This window comes from Comamonas sp. Z1, assembly GCF_008121555.1.
GTDB lineage: Bacteria > Pseudomonadota > Gammaproteobacteria > Burkholderiales > Burkholderiaceae_C > Comamonas > Comamonas thiooxydans.
Genome location: NZ_VOQT01000001.1, coordinates 708,397 through 727,357, shown reverse-complemented (window position 1 = coordinate 727,357; position 18,961 = coordinate 708,397). Strand labels below are relative to the sequence as shown.

Annotated in this window: 5 protein-coding genes; all 5 read left to right on the top strand. The window is 59.7% G+C overall.

Annotated elements, in window-relative coordinates; genetic code table 11:
• The first annotated feature begins 158 nt into the window (after positions 1–158).
• The 5 genes from FSY45_RS03175 (at position 159) to FSY45_RS03150 (ending at position 18,919) form a co-directional block, all read left to right on the top strand.
• A complete protein-coding gene (locus FSY45_RS03175; protein WP_034363462.1) occupies positions 159–854 on the top strand; it encodes an RNA polymerase sigma factor in 696 nt (231 codons plus the stop codon).
• A 426-nt stretch (positions 855–1,280) separates the two neighbouring features.
• A complete protein-coding gene (locus FSY45_RS03170; protein ID WP_148747913.1) occupies positions 1,281–2,516 on the top strand; it encodes an EAL domain-containing protein in 1,236 nt (411 codons plus the stop codon).
• Positions 2,517–3,527: 1,011 nt separating this feature from the next.
• Entirely contained in the window at positions 3,528–5,069 is a 1,542-nt protein-coding gene (locus tag FSY45_RS03165) for a TolC family protein (RefSeq protein WP_223305625.1), read from the top strand.
• A 17-nt stretch (positions 5,070–5,086) separates the two neighbouring features.
• Positions 5,087–5,869 (top strand): efflux RND transporter periplasmic adaptor subunit, encoded by a 783-nt coding sequence (locus FSY45_RS03160; RefSeq protein ID WP_046460775.1) that lies wholly within the window; start codon positions 5,087–5,089, stop codon positions 5,867–5,869.
• 210 nt (positions 5,870–6,079) lie between these two features.
• Entirely contained in the window at positions 6,080–18,919 is a 12,840-nt protein-coding gene (locus FSY45_RS03150; RefSeq protein ID WP_187427521.1) for an Ig-like domain-containing protein, read from the top strand.
• Positions 18,920–18,961 lie beyond the last annotated feature (42 nt).

Genomic DNA, 18,961 nt, shown 5'->3' with positions numbered 1-18,961 from the left:
TTGGGAGACCGAAAATCCGGTGTCTAGGGCAAGCACTCATCTATTGGATGGATCGGAGCGTCACCACGTTCCGCCCCTGTTGGCAGCAGGGCCGAGAATCAGATCGACACGGGAACGCTGGATGCGGATACACCATCCAATGGTCAAAGGAGGCGTACATGCCGCACACTCAACCTTCGAACCACAGCCCTACGGTTGCTGATGCGTCGGATCTGGAGCTCGCTTTCAGAGCTGCAGCTGGCGATGAGGTGGCTTTCGAGGCCATCATGCGACGCCACAATCGCTTGTTGTTCCGCGCCGCACGAGCCATCTTGAAAAGTGACACGGATGCTGAAGATGTCGTGCAGCAGGCCTATTTGCAGGCTTGGCAGGCATTGGGGAATTTCAGGGCGGATGCCAAGTTGTCGACATGGCTGGTACGCATTGTCGTCAACGAAGCACTTGGACAGATCAGACGTCGTCAGTTGAAGATCGTGCCGCTGGAGTCCGCGATGGTATCGACTCAGCAGATGGATACCAGTTGGCAGCAAGACGATATGGACCGCAGCCCCGATCGAACCGTCATGCGTTCAGAGTTGCGTCAAATCATGGAGGCGCGCATTGACCTGCTGCCCGATGACTTCCGCAGGGTTTTCATGTTGCGCGGGGTGGAAGAGATGAGTGCGCAAGAGGTGTCGCAGATACTGGAAATTCCAGAGGCCACGGTGCGCACGCGCTTCTTCCGTGCACGAAGCATGCTTCGTGAAGGGCTTTCACAGGATCTGGATATGGCGCTCAGTGACGCCTTCAATTTCGATGGTGAGCGGTGCAATCGCATCGTGTCCTTGGTGCGGGCAAGACTACCCCAGCGTTAAGCAGGCATGCTTGGATCATTGGTTCTGATGAACATGCAGCAGATGCAGACCGATTCGCAAGAATGGACTGCCCTGGGCAAGTAGCAGATCTGCGCTTCACTAACTCTGGATTTCTTCATGCAGAGACCTCCCTGGGGTGAGCTCTCTACTTTTGAGTGGAGCGAGGATTTGAGGAGGCTTCAAAGCGGACAACAGGTGGCGACTTATGCCATGAAGCCGTCATACAGAAAAACTCACCGCGGAAACATTCCTGGAGCAGCAGCTGGAATCCAGGCGGATGGCGAAACTGTTGGATCGATTGACATTTTCGCCACGGCCGATGCTGAGACACTTGCTGGATATCGATGATCATCGCTTCACATTGCATGCTTTTCCAGATTAAATATTGACAAAAGCCGTGTGAGTCGACTGTATGTAAGAGGGGGCATGCAGATGAACGATCTGGAGGTTGCCGGGAATCGCCATCTCAATCATTTGATGAGATCAGGTGTGTGCGCAGAAGGAGTGGATCGCATACTGCGTGCGGTTCGCAAGCATCTGGGAATGGATATCGCCTTTGTCTCACACTTCGGTGCGACCGAACGGGTGCTCAAGCATTTGGACGGTGTTTCGGGCGGGCCGCTCTATCAAGGCCAGAGCATTCCCATGCAGGAGGGATACTGCCTGAAGGTTGTGCATGGCGAGCTGCCCGAATGCATTCCGGACACAAGTCGTGTGCCGGTTGCTCAGCATATTTCTGCAACACATGCCATTCCAATTGGGTCCCATTTGAGTGTTCCAGTCCGTCTCACGGATGGGCATGTGTATGGGACGCTTTGCTGCTTCAGCTACCTCCCGAATCCAACGCTAGGGGAGCGCGACATGCAATTGCTGCGCGCATTTGCAGAGATCCTGGCAGACCGTATCGAAGAGCAGGCTGCCGAGGAGCAGGTCAAGGCACGGTTGGTCGGTGAAGTCCGATCCGCGTTGGCGCACGGTGATCCGAGGATGGTTTTCCAGCCGATCTGCAGTTTGCGTGACAAGGCCATTTGCGGCTTTGAAAGCCTTTCGCGTTTTGATGTCGAGCCCAGGCATGCGCCGGATTATTGGTTCGATGTGGCAGACAAGGCCGGTTTGGGCATTGACCTGGAGTTGTGCGCTGTTTCCAAGGTGCTGCCGGCGCTGGAGCGGCTGCCCGCCAACAGCAGTGTAAGTGTCAACTGCTCGCCACAATTGCTGCTTAGCAGCAAATTCCATCAACTACTTGATGGCATTGATGATCTCTCACGTCTGGTCCTGGAGATTACAGAACATGCTGCGGTCAAGGATTACAAGGCTCTTGCCATTGGGCTGGAGCCTTACCGTCGCCGGGGCGCGAAACTGGCGGTTGACGATGCTGGTGCAGGCTATTCCAGCATGCGGCATATCCTCAATCTCGAGCCCGAGATCATCAAGCTGGATATGAGTCTTACTCACTCTATCGATACAGATGAGAAGCGGCGTGCACTGGCCAGAGGCCTCATCAGCTTCGCGCATGAAATAGGAAGCCTGGTGATTGCAGAGGGCGTTGAACGGCCGGAAGAGCTGGATATGCTGAAAAGGCTTGGAGTGGATTGCGCTCAAGTGTATTTGCTTTCCAGGCCACTTGAGATTGATGCCGCGGCTGTGTTCTCGCTTCATTAGTCGGTGTGCCGTGGGATGTGTCGCTGCATGGGCGGTCGCATCGTTCAAGTGTCTGGCGACTGATCTCGTCCAGTAGGCAGATGGCTTGGCTGGCTTCGTACGCCTGCATCGAGCAGGCCTTGGCTTTTCTCGTGACTCTTTTGCAGAGGACCTGAGAGCATATGGGGCTTGGGGTGGCAGGTGCTTGGTCTGTGGTTGGCCCTAGCGTAAACATCTATTTAGTGCCGTCAATCAATGCGAGCATACTGTTTGCAAATATCAATTGCACGAGGACGCTATGAAGTGGCTGCTTGTCAGTTTTGCGCTCATGGTGTTGACGCTCTGCGTCAGCTTTGTCGCGTCGGTCGCGGACGACCTGAGGCAAGGTAGCGACCAGGATTGATTGCCAGGGTTTTCAGGACCCCTCACGAGGCATTTCCGCGCCATCGACTGCAATCGTCACGCCCGTGGTGTTGCGGTCGATTTCATTTCGGGTGCCGAGATCTCATCAAGCTTGACGATGTAGCAGCCGCGATTGAGCTGCCTGGTTTTGCTGGAGCAGCTTGATGCGCCTGGGGGCGCTGTTGTACGCCTTCCAATGCATCGGGAATGCGTGGCAAGCACCCATGCGAACGGTGTTGATCCGAAATTCACAGCTCAGGGCTGGATCTCCAATAGCAAGCTTTGAACCTAAGCCCTGAGAAAACCCGAAGGAGCGCCTTGCTGCCTCCAACGGGAAGCGGCTTTGGAAGCCGCCTCAGGCAGCTACACACTGCATCACCACCGAATCGCTTGACCAGCAACCACCAAGGACTCAATGCACCAATTGGGGCAAAAAATGAGTGCGGCTGCATGGTGCTTCTGGCAGAAGAAATACCTGATTTCAGTGATTGCTCTTGCAGTCCTTGCCCAGTTAATATCCTTGGCACACTTTTTGACAATTAAGACTTTTGCATACTTTTTGAGGGCTTGTTCCTAGAGCTCGCCGGTGTCTTCTTGTCAAACCGCCTTTGTCACTATCACCCAGCAGATATGAACGTCCTTGCTCACAACCGGTCTGAGACAAATTTTCGTGGCCGTGTCCGGCTCACGGCCCTGCTAGGCTCGGCCATCTGGCTCACCGGTTGCGCCAATTTGACAAGCCAGGCGCTTTCCACGGAAGAAATTCAGTCCCAGGTTCAGGCCGATCGGCAAAGCCTTGGCAAGGACGTCGCTCCTCTGACCGGGCCCGTGAGCCTGGAAGAGGCGATTGCGCGGGCCATCAAGTACAACGCAGCCCAGCGTCTGCGTGGCATGGAAGAGGCAGTGGCCCAGGGCACGGCCAATGTTGCCAAGTTCGACATGCTGCCCAAGCTGGTGGCCTCGGCTGGCTACCGCTACCGCGACAAGGATCTGATCAGCCGCAGCACCGACTCGGTCACGGGCGCGCCTTCCCTGGCCCATCCCTATATCTCGTCGGATCGTGAGTCGACCTTGGCTTCGCTGAGCTTCTCCTGGAGCCTGCTGGACTTCGGTCAAAGCTATTACGCCGCTCGTCAGCACGCGGATCGCGCCCAGATTGCGGCTGAGCGTCGCCGCAAGGCCATACACACGCTGATCCAGGACGTACGTATCGCATACTGGCGTGTGGCTGCGGCCCAGGCGCTGGAGTCTTCGCTGCAGACCGCAGGCCAGGATGCAGACAAGGCCCTGGAAGACTCGCGCAAGGTCGAGGCGGAAAAGCTGCGCTCCCCCATGGAGCCGCTGCGCTATCAGCGCCAGTTGCTGGAGAACATCCGACTGCTGGAGGCCATTCAGCAGGAGCTGTCTTCCTCGCGCATCGAGCTGGCATCCTTGATGGGAGTCTCGCCCGCAGAGCTGAACCAGCCGCTGCGCGTGATCGAGCCTGCCGCCTCGAATGCCCAGCGCTGGCTGGAGAAGCCGGTGGACAAGCTGGAAGACCGTGCCCTGCTGCTGAACCCGGATCTGCGCGAGAGCCTGTACAACGCCCGTATCGCCAATGAAGAGACCAAGCGCGTCATGTTGCGCATGTTCCCCGGCCTTTCCTTCAACTACGGTGTCAACAAAAGCAGCGACAGCTATCTGATCAACGACCGCTGGCAGGATGCTGGCCTGCAGATCTCCTTCAATCTGCTGGGACTGCTGTCCCTGCCTGCACAGCGTCAACTGGCTGACGCGGGTGTCCAGCTGGCCAATCAGCGTCGTCTGGCTACCCAAATGGCGGTATTGACACAGCTGCATGTAGCCCGTCTGCAATTTGCGAACGCCGTGCGCCAGTATGAAAGAGCGCAGACCATTGCCTCCGTGGACCAGCGCCTGTCCGAGCATGTGAACAATCAGGTGCAGGCCGACAAGCTCAATGCCCTCGAGCGGGTCTCCCAGCAGACCACCACCATTCTTTCCGTGCTGCGCCGTTACCAAGCCCAATCCAATATGCAGGCCGCCAGCTCCCGCCTGCAAGCCACCCTGGGCATGGAGCCCGTGATCGAGGGCTCCGACAGCATGCCTTTACCCGAACTCACGCAGGCCGTTGGCAAATCGCTGCAAAGCTGGGACGCGGGCCAATTCCAATGAAGTCTTGCATGTCTCCCTTGATTCTGGGCCTGGCGCTGGGCCTGTCGCTCACCGCTCATGGCCAAGGCGGCTCGGCTGCCCAGAGCCTTCCCAAGACTCAGACCCCCTTGCCCAGCGTGCTGGACCAGCGTGAGATCCGTGCCCAGCTTTCACCACGCCGCTACACCACTCTGGCAGCAGAGATCGGTGCCAAGGTACAGCGCCTGCCGGTGGTGGAGGGAGGCGCATTTCGTCAGGGACAGCTGTTGGTGCAGTTTGACTGCAGCCTGCCGCAAGCCCAGCTTAACAAGGCCCAGGCGGGCGTTGATGCCACCGAGAAGACCTGGAAGGCCAACCAGCGCCTGGCGGAGTTGAACTCCGTCGGCAAGGTGGAACTGGATATCTCTCAGGCCGAATGGAACAAGGCCAGGGCCGAAGTCGCCGCCAACCGCAGCCTGCTGAGCAAATGCCAGATCACCGCACCCTATGCCGGTCGTGTGGCCGAACAGAAGATTCGTGAGCAGCAATATGCGCAGCCGGGTCAGGCTTTGCTGGACATTCTGGACGACTCCGCGCTGGAGCTGGAGTTCCTGGTGCCCTCGCGCTGGCTCAGCTGGCTGCATTCGGGCTCGGAATTCCAGGTGCGTATTGACGAAACCGGTAAGACCTACCCTGCCAAGGTGCAGCGCCTGGCCGCGCGGGTGGATCCGGTGAGCCAGTCCGTAAAGGTCAATGCCACCATTCATGGAAAGTTTCCAGAGCTGATCGCCGGCATGAGCGGGCAGGTGTTGTTAGCACCCCCTCAGACCGGCAAGCCCTAGACATTCAAATACAAGAGCATATTACGCATTCTATTAAAAGGTTTCAGGTAATTTTTATTCTGAAGTCTAAATATAGAAAGCGAAAAATGCTCATGTTTTTATAGTCCGATAGCAGGAGACCGACTGCTTCCCAGGAAGAGGGTAAGCCGGCGGTCTGAACCTGCAAGGCAGGCAAGCGCCATGCCACCTTCATCCCGGAAGGACACTTTGATGACCCGCAAATCCCGCCAACTCTGGAGCCGTCTGACACAGGCCATGACGGCGCAGGCCGTAAAGACCGGTGCCCCTCAGCATCTGCAGCAGGCCTTCGTCGTGCGCCCGCTGGCATTGGAGCAGCGCTTTATGTTTGATGGTGCGGCTGCGGTGGATGTGGCTCATGCGGCTGCAGACTCTGCAGCACCTGCGGCGGCAGAGCACACGGCAGACGCGGCCAGCGCACTGCGACATGCGCTGACCGCGGAAGCGCAGAGAATGACCGAGGGTTCCTCGGGGGCGCCACAACGCCAGGAAGTGGTGTTTGTGGACAATCGGGTTCAAGACTATCAGCAGTTGATAAGAGGCCTGAAGCCGGGTACCGAAGTGGTGGTGCTCGACAGTAGCAAGGACGGCCTGCAGCAGATTGCCGGCTATCTCGACGGTCGCAGTGGCATCGATGTCGTACATGTCCTCAGTCACGGCGACACTGGCAAGGTGCAACTGGGCAATCTCTGGCTGGATAGCCAGAACCTGGCCAGCCACAGCCAGGCGCTCGCCAGTCTCGGCAAGGCCCTGAACGCCGATGGCGACATCCTTCTCTACGGTTGCGAGATCGGCGCAGACGGTGCCGGGCGGGATTTCATCGAGTCCCTGGCCAAGAGCACCGGGGCTGACGTGGCCGCTTCCACCAACCTGACCGGTGCGCAGAGCAGGGGCGGGGACTGGGTGCTGGAGACCAGCACTGGCAGTATCGAGGCTGCCTTGCCCTTCGCCCTGGCCGATGTCAGTGATTACGACGGCGTGCTCGGCGCCCCCGTAAGCGGTACGACCGACTTTGGCAGCGATGGCAATTACAAGGCGCTCGCCAACGGCGTCGGCAACCAGGGAGTGACGGCGCAGAACGTAAGCAACTCGGGCTGGGATGTGACGGTCACTACCATGACGAACACTCCCATCAGAATCGAGGCCGGGGATCTAGCTTGGGGAACCGGCGATGGCATCTACTACATCGACAGCGCCACCGACGGTGAACCGCTGCAGTCCTTCAAGGTGGCCTCCAACAGCGGGTCCATTTTCGATCTGAAGAGCGTTGATGTGACGCTTGGCTCGCCACTGCCCACAGATCAAGGGCAGACGACCCTGACCGTGACCGGCTACCGCAATGGTGTGGCGGTCTCGGGGGCCAGCCAGTCTTTCAGCATCCCTATCTTTCTTGGTCAGTCGAATCTTGAAACTCTCGACCTGTCCGGCAACAGCAACTTCGTCGGCGTCGACTCCTTCGTCATCACCCGCTCCAGCGGCCTGGACGTCGTCTACCTGGGCATCGACAACATCAATGTGGCCAGCGTACGCGCCCCGACCCTCGCCCCGAGCATGAGCGCCACCGGCGTCAATCCGACCTTTACCGAGAACGGTACCGCGGTAACTCTGTTCAGCGGCGTCAACGCCGACACCCACGACAGCGGACAGAGCTTCACAGGCGCGCAATTCACCGTCAGCAATGTGGCGGGAAGCAGCGAATATCTGACCATTCACGGCGTGAACGTTGCCCTGAGCAACGGCAACAGCATCTCGCTGGGCAGCGGCTACGGCACGGCAAGCATCAGCGTGAGCGGGGGAATTGCCACCATCACCCTGAGCGGGGCCACGCTGAGCAATGCCGATATGAACAGCCTGCTCTCCGGAATGACCTACGGCAACAGCAGCGATAACCCGGGCAGCGCCGCGCGCACCGTCACCCTGACCCAGTTGACCGATTCCGGCGCCAGCAACAACACCGTTGCCCCCAATATCAGCAGCGTGGTCGCGGTGGTGCCGGTCAACGATGCACCAACTGAAATCACCCTGTCATCCACCGCATTTGGGCAATCCGCAGGCAACAACGCCACGGTTGCTACCTTGTCTGCCACCGATGTGGATTCCAGCACCTTCACTTACAGCCTGGTCAGCGGCACAGGCAGCACCGACAACGTCAGCTTTGCGCTGGTTGGCAACACGTTACTGGCGAACAATCCATCCGGGATGCCTGCAGGACTGCACTCTATACGTCTGCGCGTTACCGACGATGGCGGTGCCAGCTATGAAAAAATCGTCACGCTGACGGTCGCTGATGATATCGCCCCGACCTTTGACCAGGCACCGACTATCAGCAACGCTACCGCCAGCGGTTTCACCATTAGCGGTAGCCTGAGCGAAGCGGGCGCCTTTTACTACGTGGTGGTGCCGGACGGTGCCAGCGCACCGACCGCAACACAGGTTATCAATGGGCAAAACGCCAGCGGAAGCTTCGCGAGCGCCTATGGCCATCAGAGCCTGAATTCCTCGCCTTATGATTTCAGTCTTGCCCTGAGCGGCCTTGCCGCCAGTACCATGTACGATGTTTATGTGGTGGCGAAAGACAGCGCAGGCAATAACACGGTAAGCGTCGTCAAAATGGATGTCACCACCGCCTCGGTTGGCACTGCGCCCAGCGTGAGTGCGACGGGCAGTAACCCGGTGTTTATCGGCGGTATGGCGGGTTCCGTGGACCTGTTCGCGGGCATTACCGCCAACACCAACGACAGCGGCCAGACGTTCACGTCAATAATATTGACGGTGTCGAATGTCACCGACAGCGGCGAATTTATTAATATCGGTGGCTACAACCTCAGCCTGAACGGCAACAGTTCCGGCTCACTGGCTGGCCTCGGCAATTACAGCGTTCTCCGTTCAGGCTATATCGCCATTGTTCAGTTGAACGGGATGAGTGCCAGCAACGACCAAGTCGCCGGGCTGATTGACGGTTTACGCTACGGTAATAGCAATGAGAACGTTACGGCTGGCACGCGCACTGTCACCCTGGCTGGCGTGAGCGACAATGGCACAAGCAACAACACCACCTCGCTGAGCATCAGCTCCTCGGTGAATGTGCTGGCCAGCAACAGCGCGCTGTATATTACCTCGGGGGGGGACACCGGTGACGATGCCGCATTTGGTGGTTCCATCCAGGATGATATTAACGATGGCGGCGGCCTGAGCCTGCGTGAAGCGCTCTACTGGGCCAACCAGACATCGGGTGTGGACCACATCGTCTTCCAGAAGGATGTGACGCTCGCCAGTTCCATCACCGCGCCAACGCAAACCATGCTGATTGACGGCCAGAGCTTCACGCTCAACGGCGGCGGCTATTCCGGTTTCCAGATAGCCACCCCGTCGATCACCTTCGCCATTCAGAACCTGACGCTAACCCATTTCACCACCATGAATAATGAGGTTAGCGGAGGCGTCATTGGCTTCCAGCCGAATCTGACCGGTGCCAACCTGCGCCTTTACAACGTTGATATGTCTAATAATATCGATAATGGCTGGGGTAACGGCATTATCGATATGTTCAACCTGGGAACCGGGACATTTAACTTCGATTTCGATCGGGTCAATTTTCACGACAATATTCTGTACGGCGTCGCCAACGGTGACGCCGTCATCAGGCTCTTTGTCTCTGGCACCATGCAAACGGTGTCCATGTCGATCACCAACACCGCCTTCGTTAACAATAATCAATCGGTTTACACGGATCCAATTAACACGGGCAACGCTGCACTTGACTTTATGGGTAATCAGGCCAACCCGGTCAACACCCTTATTACCCTCAGTAACGTGACGATCAGCGGGCAAAAAAACGGGATCATTTTTGATTACTTCAACAACGCCAAAATTTGGAACCTGACGGTACGTAACTCGGTCATTAACGCCACCGACGTGGCCATGGTGATGAATGGTTACGGCGGTGGGACAAGCCCCGTTCTCAATGTTATTGGCACTAACAACCTGATTGGCACCAACGTTGCAGGCCAGATCTCCGCCACCGACCCACGCCTGACCGCCAGCGCCACTAACGCCATTAATCAGGGCAGCAAATTTTATGTCACCGGTGATAGCGATATTCGTGGGCTGGATCGCATCCGTCAGGGCTCGGTGGATATTGGTGCCTATGAATCGCAGTTTGCTTCAGGCACTGCGCCGCAGGTTGATCTCAATGGCAGTAATAGCGGTGTCGACTATTCGGCAGGCGTCTCCAGCGGGCTGAGTAACGGCGTGGCGATTGCGGATTCGCTGGCGACCCTTTCCCAGACTGATGGCGACAGCCGTATCTGGAGCATGACCCTGGCGCTGAGCGGCGTACAGAACATCGGCAGCGAATCGTTAACCCTGTCGCAGTCCGCCCGCCTGGCGGCACACGCGGCAGGCATTACGGTGACCAGCGACGGACAAACGCTGACCCTCACGGGCGGAGCAACGGTGGATGCGTTCCAGACCGTCCTGCGCGCCATTATGTACATCAACATGGCGACCACCCCAACGGGCGGCACTCGTACCATTACGGTGACGGTAAACGATGATGCCACCAGCACCGCCACCTCCAGCCTGACCATCGCAACCGGTAGCCCGCCGGTGGTTTCCGCGACGATCCCGGCTCAAAGCATTGCGCAGAATGGCAGCCTGAGCTTCACGGTTCCGGCCGGAACCTTTACCGATCCGGATGGCGATACGTTGACCTTGAGCGCCAGCCTCGCAGACGGCTCCGCCCTGCCTGGGTGGTTGACCTTCAATGCGGCGACGGGTACGTTCTCTGGCACACCGGGCAACGGCGATGTGGGAGTGCTGAGTATTAAAATCACCTCCACCGATGCCACCTGCAATACCGTCAGTACCACCTTTAGCCTGACGGTCACCAACGTTAACGATGCGCCGGTGTTGATCCCGAGCGGGCCGTCATTGAACGGGCTGACCGACACTGACATCAACAATGTCGGCCAGGCGGTTTCCAGCCTCATTACTGGCAACGTCAGCGATGTGGACAGCGGCGCGCTGCAGGGCATTGCCATTACCGATCTGAACGCGGGCCTCGGCACCTGGCAGTACAGTCTGGACAGCGGCGCCAGCTGGCAGGACGTCGGTACGGTTTCCACGGTTTCGGCGCTGCTGCTGCGCAGCAGCGATCGCGTGCGCTTCGTGCCCGACGGCATCCACGGCACCACTGCCAGCTTCACCTTCAAGGCCTGGGACCAGAGCGGCATCACCGCCGGTCAACAGGGGTTCAAGCTCGACGCTTCCAGCAGCGGCGGCACCACGCCGTTCTCCTCTGCCAGCGACACCGCCAGCGTCACCGTCATCGCGATCAACGACGCTCCGGTGGTCGCCAGTAGTGGCGGCAGCGCGGCTTTCGTCGAAGGAGCGGACGTGGCGTCCACGCCGGTGGTGGTCGACAGCGGCCTCACCGTGTCGGACAGCGATTCGCCGCTGCTCTACAGCGCCTCGGTGAAGATCACTGGCAATTTGCGGCCCTCCGAGGATGTGCTCGGTTTCACCAACGATCCTGCCACCATGGGTGACATCAGCGGCAGCTACAACGCCGCCACTGGCACACTGACCCTCACTTCCGCCAGTGGCGCCAGCGCGGCCCAGTGGCAGGCAGCGTTGCGCTCGGTGACCTACAGCAACAGCTCGGACACCCCGGACACCACCACGCGCAGCGTCAGCTTCAGCGTGAGCGACGGCCAGCTCGACAGCGTCGACGCCACCCGCAACGTGACCGTGACTGCCGCCAACGATTCCCCTCAGCTCAGCCTGCCCGGCGTGATCAGTCTCAGCGAAGACACCACCGGGCCCATTACTGGCATCGTCGTCTCCGACGTCGACGCGGGTACCGGCAACGTCCAGGTCACCTTCACGCTGCCGGCCAACAGCGGCGTCCTGTTCGCGACCGTCAGCGGAAACATCGCGGTTGACACGGGGCTCAACACCATCTCCCTCACCGGCAAGGTCGCGGACATCAACGCCTACATCGCCGGGATGAACCTCTTCTACTCGCCGAACGCGAACTTCAACGGCAACGTCACCCTCGGTGTCAGTATCACTGACCTGGGCAACAGCGGTGGCCCGGCGAAGACCGACAGCGGCAGCCTGACCCTGCAGGTCGACGCGGTGAACGATGCGCCGAACACCCCCGTGGTGCCGTTGTTGCCGGTGAGCGGCAGCGAGGACGTTCCCCTGGTGCTGAACGGCATCAGCTTCAGCGACATCGACGCCGGATCGGATGTGGTCCAGGCGACCTTCAGTGTCGCCCCGGGCAGCGGCACCTTCAGTGCCCTGGCGGGCGCCGGCGTGACGCTGACAGGCTCGGGCACCAACCAGCTGGTGCTCAGCGGCAGCCTGAGCGATATCAACGCCTTCATCGCCGGCAGCCAGGTGAGCTACCTGTCGGCGGTCAATGCTTCGGGCAACGTCACCGTGACGGTCAGCCTCGATGACCGCGGCAATACCGGCACGGGTGGCGCCAAGGTTTCATCGGCCACCTTCAACCTGGCCATCAGCCCGGTGAACGACGCTCCGGTGAACAGCGTGCCGGGTGCCCAGAACATGTTCTCGAACGGCACGCTGGTCTTCAGTGCCGGCAATGGCAACGCGATTTCCATCTCGGACGTGGATGTCGCGGGTGGGAACCTGCGCGTGACGCTCGTCGGCATCAACGGGCTGATCACCCTGGGCAGCACCTCGGGCCTGTCGTTCCTGGCCGGTGATGGCACAGTCGATGCCAGCATGACCTTCGATGGCTCTCTCGCCGACATCAACAATGCGCTGGCAGGCCTGCGCTTCAGCCCGACGCCCGGCTACCACGGCGCGGCTTCTCTGCAGATCATCACCAATGACCAGGGGCAGTCCGGCTCCGGTGGCCAGCAGACCGATACCGATATCATCTCGATCAATGTCGAGCAACCCAATCCGAGTATCGTCGGCGTCAGCTCCAGCACATCCGATGGCAGCTACAAAAGCGGCAACACCATCACCATCACCGTCGATTTCAGCCGCGCGGTGGATGTCGATACCATTAGCGGCGTGCCGACCCTGATCCTGAGCTCCGGCGGCACCGCGACTTATTCCGGTGGCAGCGGCAGCAGCACCTTGACCTTCACCTACACCGTGGGGGTCGGCCAAAACAGCGCCGATCTGGATTACGCCAGCATCAACGCCTTGGCGCTCAACGGCGCGGTCATCACCGATGCGGTCGACGGCCGCAATGCCTCGCTGGCACTAGCAGCGCCGGGCAGCGCCGGTTCGCTGGGCGCCAATAAGAACATCGTGATCGACACCGTTGCGCCGACCACCACAGCCGCCTCAGTGGCTTTTTCGGCCGACACCGGCAGCTCCAGCACCGATCTGATCACCAATACCACCGCACAAACCATCAGCGGTACGCTGACGGCCAATCTGGCCAGTGGTGAATCGGTACAAGTTTCACTGGACAACGGCTTCACCTGGGCCACGGCTTCTGCTTCCCCAGGCTCTCCCAACTGGTCGCTGGCTGGCCAGGTGCTGAACGCCAGCGACACCCTGAAAGTGCGAGTCGTAGATGCCGCAGGTAACGTCGGCACGGCTGCCTCTTTCTCTTATGTGCTGGACACCTCAGTGCCCACCGTCGTAATCACCAGCAGTGTCGCTGCTCTCAAAGCAGGCGAGTCGGCAACCCTTACCTTCACCTTTAGCGAAGCGCCAAACGGGTTCACTGTGAGTGACTTGACCGCAACGAATGGCACCTTAAGCAATTTCACTGCAACCTCCAATCCGCTGGTCTATACGGTGGATTTCACACCCAATGCAGGACTTACGGGTTCCAGCGGTGCTGTGTCGTTAGCAGCCGGCACTTACACCGATACGGCTGGCAATGCGGGTGGGGCAGGCATATCAACCCCCATCGCAATCGATACTGTTGCACCAGTGGCCTCTATTTCCAGCAGTGCAAGCAGTCTGAAGGCGGGTGAGACTGCGTTGATTACGTTCACTTTCAGTGAAGTGCCCCAGGGTTTTGACGTAGGCGATGTGATCGTTTCGGGCGGGACATTGAGTGGCTTTGCTGTCACCGCCGACCCGCGGGTCTATACGGCCCTATTCACACCTGCGGCGAATGTAAATTCAGGCTTGGCAGAGGTGTCGATAAACGCGGGCAGTTACACGGACGCTGCTGGCAATTTGGGGCAGGGCACAAGCAGTGCGACTATCCATTACGACACTGGTGTGCCGACCACTACGGTGGACGGCGTTCAGTTTTCCAGTGACACGGGTGCAAGTGCCTCCGACCTGATTACCAATATTTCCGCGCAAACCATTAGCGGTACGCTGTCAACCAATCTGCTTGCAGGGGAGCTGGTCCAGGTATCACTGGATAACGGCGCGACCTGGGTAGCAGCGGCTGTTGTGGGCAGAGATTGGACCTTGAGCGGCCAAACTTTGTCCGGCAGCGGGGTCTTGCAGGTGCGCGTGGCCGATAGCACTGGCAACGCAGGGCCGGTTTACTCAGCGGCTTATATATTGGATCAATCAGCCCCTACAGTCGCTATCTCCAGCGATGTGGCGACGGTAAATGGTGTGACACCAGCGCTGATCACTTTCACATTCTCGGAAGCGCCTGTGGGATTCAGTGCCGCCGCTATTTCTGTGGCCGGGGGAACCTTGGGCGCGTTGACGGCCACCGGCGACCCCAAGGTGTTTATTGCCACATTCACACCAAACAGCGGTATCGCCAGCGGTTCTGCCTCTATCCTTGTCAGAGGAGGTGAATATACGGATACGGCGGGAAATGCGGGCACTGCGGGGATGCTTTCCTCACTGCAGATTGATACGGTGGCGCCGACAGCGACACCGGGAGGAATTCACTTCTCCAACGACAGCGGTGTGCAAGGCGATTTCATCACCAATGTGGGTGCGCAGACCATCAGTGGGAGTTTGTCGGCGCCGCTGGCGCAAGGCGATAAGGTGCTGATTTCGCTGGATGGCGGTGCAAACTGGACCAGTGCTTCTGTTTCGGGTAGCAGTTGGTCTGCAAGCGCAAGCCTTCTTCCCGGCAACAATACGCTACAGGTGAAGGTGAGTGATGCCGCAGGCAATGAAGGGGCTGTTCTATCGCAGGCCTATGTCTTGGACACTATGGCGCCGAATGTGAACCATGTGGGTTTGCCTGCGAATGGCGTGTACGGAGTAGGGCAGAACCTGGACTTCACCGTCAACTTCAGCGAGGCGGTGACGGTCGATAGCACCGGCGGCGCCCCACGCCTGGCGGTGACCCTGGACACCGGCGGCACCGTGTATGCCGACTACCTGTCCGGCTCCGGCGGCAGCGCCCTGGTGTTTCGCCTGACCGTCGCCAGCGGCCAGCTGGACACCGACGGCATCCGGGTTGCGGGCAACGTCCATCTCAATGGCGGCAGCATCCGCGACGTGGCCGGCAACGACAGCACCACCGGCTTCATCGCACCTTCCACCAGCGGCATCCTGGTGGATGGCGTGGTGCCTACGGTGGCCGACGTTATTGTCCCTGCCAATGGTGGCTACAAGGCCGGCGACGTACTGAGCTTCACCGTCAATGCCAGCGAAGCGGTGTTCACCAGCGGCTCGCCGCGCCTGGCCGTGGATATCGGCGGCACTACCCGTTATGCCAACTTTGTGGCGAGCAGCAGCGGTGGCTCGACCCTTGTGTTCCAGTACACAGTCCAGGCCGGCGACAACGATGCAGACGGCATCAGCATCGCCAGCAGCCTCGATCTCAATGGCGGCAGCTTCAAGGACGCCGCCGGCAACGACCTGAACCTGACCCTGAACAGCGTCGGCAGCACCGCCGAGGTGGTGGTGGATACCGTGGCGCCGAGCGTCACCAGCATCGTCCGCGCGGGCGGCTCGCCGTCCAACAGCGGCTCGGTCAGCTACACCGTGACCTTCAGAGAGGATGTCAGCGGCGTCGATGCAAGCGACTTTGACGTCACCTTTGGTGGAACCGTCACCGGCACCCTGGCCAGTGTCACCCAGGTGAACGGGCATACCTACACCGTGGTGATCGACAACCTCAGCGGTGCGGGCAACGTCACCCTGTCCCTGAACGGCAGCGGTACCGGCATCGTCGATGCGGTCGACAACGCGGTGACCGGTGGCCTGACCGGCGAGACCTACGCCATCGACCGCGTGGCGCCAGCGGTGACCAGCGTCAACGTGCCAGCCAACGGCAGCTACATCGCCGGGCAAAACCTCGATTTCACGGTGAATTTCAGCGAGAACGTCATCGTCGACACCAGCGGCGGCACGCCCCGTATCGCTGTGACCCTGGACATCGGCGGCACCGTCTATGCCCAGTACCTCAGCGGCAGCGGTGGTAGCGCCCTGGTGTTCCGCCTAGTGGCGGCCAGCGGTCAGTTGGACACCAATGGCATCACCCTGGGCTCGTCCATCCAGGCCAACGGCGGCACCCTGCGTGATACGGTCGGCAACAACATCATCACCGGCCTGAACAGCGTGGCGAGCACCACCGGTGTGCTGGTCGATGCCGTGGTGCCCACGGTCAGCAATGTCAGCGTGCCGGCCGGAGCTGCCTACAATGCCGGCGACACCCTGACCTTCACGGTCAACATCAGCGAAACAGTACTGGTCAACGGCGTCCCGAGGCTGCTCCTGGATATCGGCGGCAGCACGGTATTCGCCAATCTGGTGTCCGGTTCCGGCACTTCGACCCTGGTCTTCCAGTACACCGTCCAGGCGGGCGACAACGACGCCGACGGCATCAGCGTCAGCGCCAGTCTTGACCTCAATGGTGGCAGCGTCCGTGATGCCGCTGGCAACAACCTCGTTCTGACCCTTAACGGCCTGGGCGCGACGTCTGGCGTGATTGTCGACACTGTGCGCCCGACGGCGACTATTGTCGTGGCGGACACCAGTCTTGCGGTCGGTGAAACCTCGCTGGTGACCATCACCTTCAGTGAAGCGGTGGACGGGTTTGACAACAGCGATCTGAGCGTTAATGGCGGCACCTTGAGTGCTGTCAGCAGCAGCGACGGCGGCGTCACCTGGACGGCCACCTTTACGCCAACCGCCCACATCACGGCCACCAGCAACCTGATCACGCTGAACAATGCAGGCGTGACAGACAAGGCAGGCAATGCCGGCAGCGGCGCCACCGACTCGAACAACTACGCCATCGACACCCTGCGCCCGACGGCGACCATTGTCGTGGCGGACACCAGTCTTGCGGTCGGTGAAACCTCGCTGGTGACCATCACCTTCAGTGAAGCGGTGGACGACTTCACCAATGCCGACCTGAGCATCAGCGGCGGCACCTTGAGCGCTGTCAGCAGCAGCGACGGTGGCGTCACCTGGACGGCCACCTTTACGCCAACCGCCCACATCTCGGCCACCAGCAACCTGATCACGCTGAACAATGCCGGAGTGACAGACAAGGCAGGCAATGCCGGCAGCGGCGCCACCGACTCGAACAACTACGCCATCGACACCCTGCGCCCGACCGCCACCATCACGGTCGCGGATACCGCCCTGGCAGTCGGCGAGAGCAGCACCGTCACCATCACCTTCAGTGAAGCGGTGGACGACTTCACCAATGCCGACCTGAGCGTCAGCGGCGGCACCTTGAGCGCTGTCAGCAGCAGCGACGGCGGCGTCACCTGGACGGCCACCTTTACGCCGACCGCCCACATCACGGCCACCAGCAACCTGATCACGCTGAACAATGCCGGCGTGACAGACAAGGCAGGCAATGCCGGCAGCGGCGCCACCGACTCCAACAGCTACGCCATTGATACGCTGCGCCCGACGGTGACCATCGTGGTGGCCGACAATGCGCTGAAGGTGGGAGACAGCAGCATAGTGACCATCACCTTTAGTGAAGCCGTGACCGGGCTGGAGCTGTCCGACTTCACGGTGGAGAACGGAGTGCTGAGCGACCTGACCACCAGCGATGGCGGTCTCACCTGGACGGCGACGCTGACGCCGAGGGCCGGCATCACCGATGCCAGCAATGTGATCACGCTGAACAACACCGGCTATGTGGATGCGGCCGGCAATAGCGGAACGGGCACTGCGGCATCCAATGGCTATGCCATCGATACCCTTGATCCGGTTGCGCCAGAAATTACTCTGGATCAAGCCACATTGGTGAATGGGCGGCAAGTCTCGCCAACGGGCTTGGTCTTCATTTCTGGTCTGGAAGCAGGAGGCCGTTGGCAGTATTCCTTGGACAATGGCGTTTCCTGGATTGAAGGCCGCGGGAACTCTCTCCAGCTACCTGGTCTCGGGGCATTCAGCCTCTGGGTTCAGCAAAGGGACGTTGCGGGCAATGTATCTTCGGTAACGTCACTCAGCGGCGTTGTTGAACCACTGGTACCTCCTGCCGTGCCTGTTCCATATGCCTTTGCTGTGAGTAGTCCCACTGATGGACTTGGTCTCGCTCCATTTCAACTTTCCGAGGTACCAGAGCCGAATGCTGGTTTTCTACACCCTGCATCGATGATGCTCGGCTCCGTATCTCGAGACGCAGGAATGCCTCGTCAAGATGGCTGGTCTGAATATGGCCTTCCGCAGTCAATTGCAGGCGTCAATGACTGGATGTGGGCATCGCTTTTCGCGCCGGCAGAACCCAATCGCTCTGGATTTGATCCAGCACCTGAGCAGTTCTCGGTCACGAGTGGGGGCAGCACTCTGGACCTGAAGCCCGTCCTCCTGGCATCGGAGAGCCCGTGGGATATCGAGTCGCTCCAGTTCAGCTTCTCCGGTAAGCAGGAGCTGCCCGGATGGGTGCGCTTGGACCGTCATAGCGGTCAGCTAACCATCAACGCACCCAAGGACCTCAGCACAACGCTTGTTCTGCAGATCAAGGTCAGCGATGGAAAGGGACACGAGTCGGTGCGAACTGTCAAGCTGATAGTCGGCGATGCACAGGCTACATCCAGTGTGCCCACAGGGCGAGCCGGACTGAGTGAGAAGATGGCAAATGCGGCAAATCAGCAGACGGGGAAAAGGATGTCCCAGTATGTCCATGGTTGATGGAGTCATGAGTACAGCATATAAGGCGCTTGCGCCATGAAC